We start from the raw sequence: 5,660 nt of genomic DNA on the forward strand, positions 1-5,660 counted from the left end.
TGCTGTCGCCCGTCGAGTTCGAACGGCAGCGGAAACTGAGACCCGAAGGCGTCTAGAAAACGCGGGGCTATTCAGTCCCATTGTGACTCCACCGAGACACGAATCTTGGACGCATTCATCATTGCCTTGACAGAACTACCCCAGATTGTGTTCTGATGTCGCAAGCGTTGATTGGAAATTTCGACCGTCAAGAACCGTTCCTTTTATATCTTGGTCGAATCAGGATCTGAGTATGGTGGCCAAGAATATTTCGTCGACAGCGCTTGATGCGGCGACCAAGGCCTTGGCACGCAAATACCTATCCCCCCTGCGCTATCCTGGAGGAAAGCGCAAGCTTGTCGCTCATGTCGCTGCCGCGCTTGATCGAAACGGTGTGCCCCACTTCGAACGGGTAATTGAACCATTTACAGGCGGCGCAGCAGTGTCGATCGCTCTATTAGAGGCGTCAATCGCCGAGCAGGCCATCCTGAACGACCTCGATCCACTTGTAGCGGCGTTCTGGACCGTCGTGTTCTCTGACCGACGCTTCGAACTCGCCGATCGAATCTTGGACGCAAAAGTCACGCTCGCTGAATGGGAAAAACAGCGAGAGATCACACCAGAAGGCATTGTCGATAAGGCTTTCAAGTGCATCTTCCTGAACCGGACCTCGTTCTCCGGCTCCCTAAACCCCTCCGCCGGACCGCTCGGCGGCAAGGCGCAAAAGAGCGCAAATGCCATAGATTGCCGGTGGAACGCTAACTCACTGGCTGAGCGAATTTGGCAACTGGGTCGCCTAAGCGGGCGGGTTCGCGTCCACAACAAGGATTTCAGAAGCTTGGTCGGATCCTATCGCTCCGCCCATGCGCGCAAACCGAATATGCGTGCGCTCTGGTATTTTGATCCTCCGTTTTTTCACAAGGCCGATAAACTCTATCGATATTGGTTCCAAAGAGATGATCACCGTGCGCTCAAGCGCTGCCTGGATCGGCTCGATGAGCCTTGGATCCTCTCATACGACAGTTGTCCCGAAGCGAGGCAGATGTATTGTAACCATACCGGTCGCGGCGCCGTCGATATGCGCTACACGGCAGCCAAGTCGATGGCGGTGCAAAAGATTGAAAGTGCAGAAATGATCGTCGAGAATCTCACTTTGCGTAAGAAAACTAATGTGAGCATTCGTGCCCCTCGGACTGATGAAATAGTAAGAACTGTAAGCAACCAATGAATAGCATTATCGAACGTGCCGCCTCCGTTACTTCTCCTCTTGTTTCTCTGATCGCGGCGGATCCGAGCAAGCCTGAGACGCACGACGCTCGCCGGATCGGTTTCACCCTTACTATGGACTACAGCGAAGCGCTGGTGATGGTTCATGATAAGTGGCGAAACGACGTGTCTGGGGTGCCACACAACTCTTACCTATTGGCAGCGACGTTTGATCCGGCGAAGTTTGCGACCACACAGGCTGTAGATAGACGTGTCGTCCTTCTCCGCGTGGTAGGCAGAGCGCCAATAGAAACGGACACCGAGCACCTGCGGGCGATCACACAATTCTTCCAAGAAAACCCCGACGTTAAGTCGGGAAGGTTGGAAGGGCTCGAGCCCATTACCGTCAACAAGATGAGTTGGACAGGCATGCGCTGTCATATCCTTGGGACGTTTTTTGTGGGCCAAGATGGCCGTTTGCGAATGGGAACGGATATAGAGGACGTCTTCGCCACCCGCATGATGCTCGTCTATAAACCTACCCCAACAGCGCTCCAGACGATTGTAAACTATGTAGATCCCGATCGCCGCCGAAAGGCCGAAGAGGAGGCAACCGCCGCCGGCGTCGGTAACCCAGTGCCGTTTCAAATCGGTTCCGTCCGCTACACATCTACCCAGCATATGGCGGAGCTTGGCGACAACACCCAGGTGCCTGTTTACATTTCCCCAGTGGATTTCCTTGCACGCCGCACCGCAGTGTTTGGGATGACGCGGACAGGGAAATCAAACACCACAAAGACGATGGTGTCCCAAGTTGCCATAACATCATTCCAGACTCGTCAACCGATCGGGCAACTTATCTTTGATATTAACGGGGAATACTCAAACGCAAACCAGCAGGACGCGGGCAGCGCGATCAATGACGTATTTCCAGACATGACCGTGCGTTATCGCATTATGACTACGCCTGGCTTTCGTGACCTGCGGTCAAATTTCTACAATGACTTGCCCGTGGCCATGGAGTTGATCCGTCACGCTGTAGAGGAGCAAGGACGCGCTGCGGCAAGCAACGACTTCAAGAACTTCCTGTCCCTGAATCTCGAACTGCCCGACTCGAGTGACCACTCAGCCATGAACCGATGGAAGCGAAAGGCATCGATCTTCCGCACCATCCTGTATTCGGCCGGATACGCGCCCGATAGAGAGAATGCGGAACAACAGAGTCTGTCTATCGGCAAGACTGTATTTGCGGAAATTGTCCGCAAAGGAATCCAACACGGGATCCTTGACAAAGGCAACCTCAACGACGTCGATCCGAGCGGATCAGAGGACGATTTGTCCAAGGCCTGCGCAGAACATTTCAGCTTCCGCGCGCGAAGCGTGGCGGGCAGCTACCAGATAAACCTCCAAGATCTGACGCGGTTCTGGAAAACGGTGCGTGAGATCGAGGTCGCCGCCGGCGGCTATAAGAACGACGTCGACGGAATCTTGAGCAAAACGGCTACTAAGAGCCGGGCTGGTTCAACCTGGCTTGACGAAGTTGAGCGGAGTCTTCTGAGCGTGTTAGTCGGGAAGTCTTCACTGAGCGATACGCCTATTATCGGACGTCAGGCCATTGGAGCAGCGAAGGACTATCATGGACCAAACGGCTCTAAAGAGATCGCGGCGGACATCTACAAATACTTGGAGGAAGGCCGGATCGTGATCCTCGATTTGTCCGTTGGGAATCCGTCGATCCGCGAAGAACTCTCGAAAAAACTCGTTAGAGAACTTTTCCAGAAAAGCAGCGCTAAGTTCAATCGCGGCGAAAGGCCTCCACGCGTCGCGATTTATGTCGAGGAGGCGCATAACCTCATCGGGAAAAAGGCGGAGTTGACGGAAATCTGGCCTCGAATTGCTAAGGAAGGCGCAAAATACGGTATTGCACTCGTGTATGCCACGCAGGAGCCGAGCTCCATCCATCAGAACATACTGGCGAATACAGAGAACTTCTTCGTCACCCACCTAAACAATGATGCCGAAATTCGGGCTCTCTCCGGTTTCTACGATTTTGCCGATTTTGGAGCGAGTCTGAAGCGAAGTCAGGACGTCGGATTCGCGCGCATTAAGACGCTTTCAGCCAGCTTCGTAACTCCGACCCAGATTCTGAAATTCGAACCAGCTCGGGCGTCACAACAATATGCGGAAGTGAAACTGCTCCCAAACAACCACTGGTTTGTCCCACTTACGACGCAGGGGCAGTAGTAATGCCATTTGCGAAGGAGACCGCTTCCGCCTTGGGCGCGGAGGATATTATGAAGGATGCTGAAGTGACGGATCTTTTTCGTCGTTGTCAGCATCATGTTGACCCTCAGGCATACTCCCAAGATATCCTTTCACAAGCCTTAGACGTCACCGAAAATGTTATTCGACCTCAGCGTGGCTTCGTCATAGCGGCCGACGGCTCGAGCTACGAGGCGGCGGTTTCTGACGGCTTTCCAAGTGCGCGCATGGGCCTGCTCAAGATCGGTCAAGTTTGGATTGACACCGCCGAGTATCACAAGATCGATCCTCGATCAGGTGGAGAGCCCGACCCAATTGCAATCGCGAAAATCGAAAGAGAAAAGAACACTTACTCGGTGCCCCTGACGGGTGCCGGGATACACTTGGATGGAGCTTCCCCCCGAGAGAGTTTTCGGAAGTCAACTTTTGAGGCCTTTCGTTCAAAGCGTTTCGAGCTTTTAGATGTCGGCCTTGAGCACACCTTGATTGATCTTCTCGAGACTGAGGGGCGGACCGTTATGCTGGGCGGGATGCGGCATGTCGTCATCCCAGGCAACCGAACCTGCCCAATTACTGGTGAACCGCTGGGGCAAGATGTCCTAATACCGGAAGATAAGGGTGAAGCGCCCTCGCCTCGGGCACCAAACAAATCTCTCTATATTACTGACGTTTTGCGCCTTTCCGAAGCTTTCGCTGAGGAAGGGAGCAATCAGCAAGCCTATACTCGCGCAATGAACGCTTTCGAACATTTGGTGCTCGCACATTCGATAATGCGTCTGGACGCCGCTGAACACACCAGAGCGATTCTCGAGAATTCTGTCTTTCTCGTTGACGGTCCGCTGGGCATTTTCGGTGAGCCTGCGAGCCTTCATCGTCCGATTATGAAGATGATACACCGGGTTCGCTCTCGAGCGCGTGGTGTGCCGCCTCTCGTGATCGGAGTCGCGAAGACAGGCCGCGTAGTGGAGCACGGAAAACTCATCCAACCACTGCTAATGGAGCGTTTTCCGCGGGGTCGGACAGTCCTGTTACCGATAAGTGACGCCTACCGTTATCGTTACATTGACTTTGGAGCAAAGAACCCTGAGTCCAATTTTGGCAACGATACCCATTATGGCCAAGCATTTATTGTGCGAAGCGCCAATGATCGAATTTTCGAGTTAAATATAGCCTATCCGTTCCCAACGAAATCAGGTGACTTTCAAGCTATGAAGATTGACCTTGCAGCCTATGGAATTGACATCGGCCGGGCAATCGGAGTGCTCGAACTCTTTGAAACGGAACTCTATGAGGATGCCAATATCGTCCAGCATTTAGCGCACCGATGCGCTTCTATTTCGCATCGACCGGCGGGCCGCACACTCGACATGTTCGTAAGGTCGATCATCGGACGCTGAGCAGTCGAAGTAAGCGTGTTTCTCGTAGTGCCGCAAACACTTTCACTTCTGGACTAAGATCGAAGCTAACACGCTATTTGTTGCGCGACGACGTCATCTGCTTGTCGAGAGAGACAACCTCGGGTTAAGTAACCGCGAACAGTCGAACAGCAAAGGATAAATCTGATGGAATGGAGCACCCTGCTGTCAAACCAACGGCTGCACGATCACAAGTATTCGGAGCAAATGAACAGGTCGATCTTTACACAAGACTACGACCGGATCGTTTTCTCGGAGCCCTTTCGGCGCCTGGCCAACAAGACGCAGGTGCAACCCCTCTATGAACACGACCATGTTCACCACCGTCTAATCCATTCCATCGAAGTCGGTAGCGTCGGGCGATCACTGGCGATGGCAATCGGGCAATGGCTGGTTGAAAAACAGATCATTGAAGAGGGTGTAGAAAACAGTCTGGCAAATATCGTTCAGGCTGCTTGCGCCGCACATGACATCGGAAACCCGCCGTTCGGGCATTCTGGCGAGAACGCGATTGGCGCATGGTTCTCGGAGAAGTTTGCAGAGCCCAAAGGCATGTTCGCCGATCTGGAACCGGCCTTGCAGAGTGAGTTCTGCGCATTTGAGGGAAATGCTCAGGGGTTCCGCATCATTGCCAGAACGGAAATGTATCGCAACGATGGAGGTATGCGACTGTCGAAAGCGGTGCTTGGAGCATTCATGAAATATCCCCTCAGCGCAGCGACTAGGGTCAGGACCCATTGATTTCCGTTTACCGGCATGATTCACGGCTCGAAAACCGAGCGGTGAACATGTCTGATC

At 53.3% G+C, this 5,660-nt stretch carries 4 protein-coding genes; all 4 read left to right on the forward strand.

What is annotated here, in order from left to right; all coding sequences use genetic code 11:
* The first annotated feature begins 232 nt into the window (after window positions 1-232).
* The 4 genes from KTQ37_RS16395 to dgt all read left to right on the forward strand — a co-directional run bounded on the left by KTQ37_RS16395 (window position 233) and on the right by dgt (window position 5,603).
* Window positions 233-1,207 carry a DNA adenine methylase gene (locus KTQ37_RS16395; protein WP_218631588.1) on the forward strand — a complete coding sequence of 325 codons (975 nt, stop codon included), beginning with the start codon at window positions 233-235 and terminating at the stop codon, window positions 1,205-1,207.
* A complete protein-coding gene (locus KTQ37_RS16400; RefSeq protein ID WP_218631589.1) occupies window positions 1,204-3,429 on the forward strand; it encodes an ATP-binding protein in 2,226 nt (741 codons plus the stop codon). Before KTQ37_RS16395 ends, KTQ37_RS16400 begins: the two co-directional genes overlap by 4 nt.
* A gap of 2 nt (window positions 3,430-3,431) precedes the next feature.
* Window positions 3,432-4,844 (forward strand): hypothetical protein, encoded by a 1,413-nt coding sequence (locus tag KTQ37_RS16405; protein WP_218631590.1) that lies wholly within the window; start codon window positions 3,432-3,434, stop codon window positions 4,842-4,844.
* A 165-nt stretch (window positions 4,845-5,009) separates the two neighbouring features.
* Window positions 5,010-5,603, forward strand: a complete 594-nt coding sequence (dgt, locus tag KTQ37_RS16410) for a dGTP triphosphohydrolase (RefSeq protein ID WP_218631591.1) — start codon at window positions 5,010-5,012, stop codon at window positions 5,601-5,603.
* Window positions 5,604-5,660: the final 57 nt, after the last annotated feature.

Source organism: Sedimentimonas flavescens (assembly GCF_019264375.1).
GTDB lineage: Bacteria > Pseudomonadota > Alphaproteobacteria > Rhodobacterales > Rhodobacteraceae > Rhodobacter > Rhodobacter flavescens.

What these genes read in the sequence shown, in the direction of transcription:
- KTQ37_RS16395 (WP_218631588.1), top strand. Translation starts at nt 233, where the DNA reads ATGGTGGCCAAGAATATTTCGTCGACAGCGCTTGATGCGGCGACCAAG.
- KTQ37_RS16400 (WP_218631589.1), top strand. Translation starts at nt 1,204, where the DNA reads ATGAATAGCATTATCGAACGTGCCGCCTCCGTTACTTCTCCTCTTGTT.
- KTQ37_RS16405 (WP_218631590.1), top strand. Translation starts at nt 3,432, where the DNA reads ATGCCATTTGCGAAGGAGACCGCTTCCGCCTTGGGCGCGGAGGATATT.
- dgt (WP_218631591.1), top strand. Translation starts at nt 5,010, where the DNA reads ATGGAATGGAGCACCCTGCTGTCAAACCAACGGCTGCACGATCACAAG.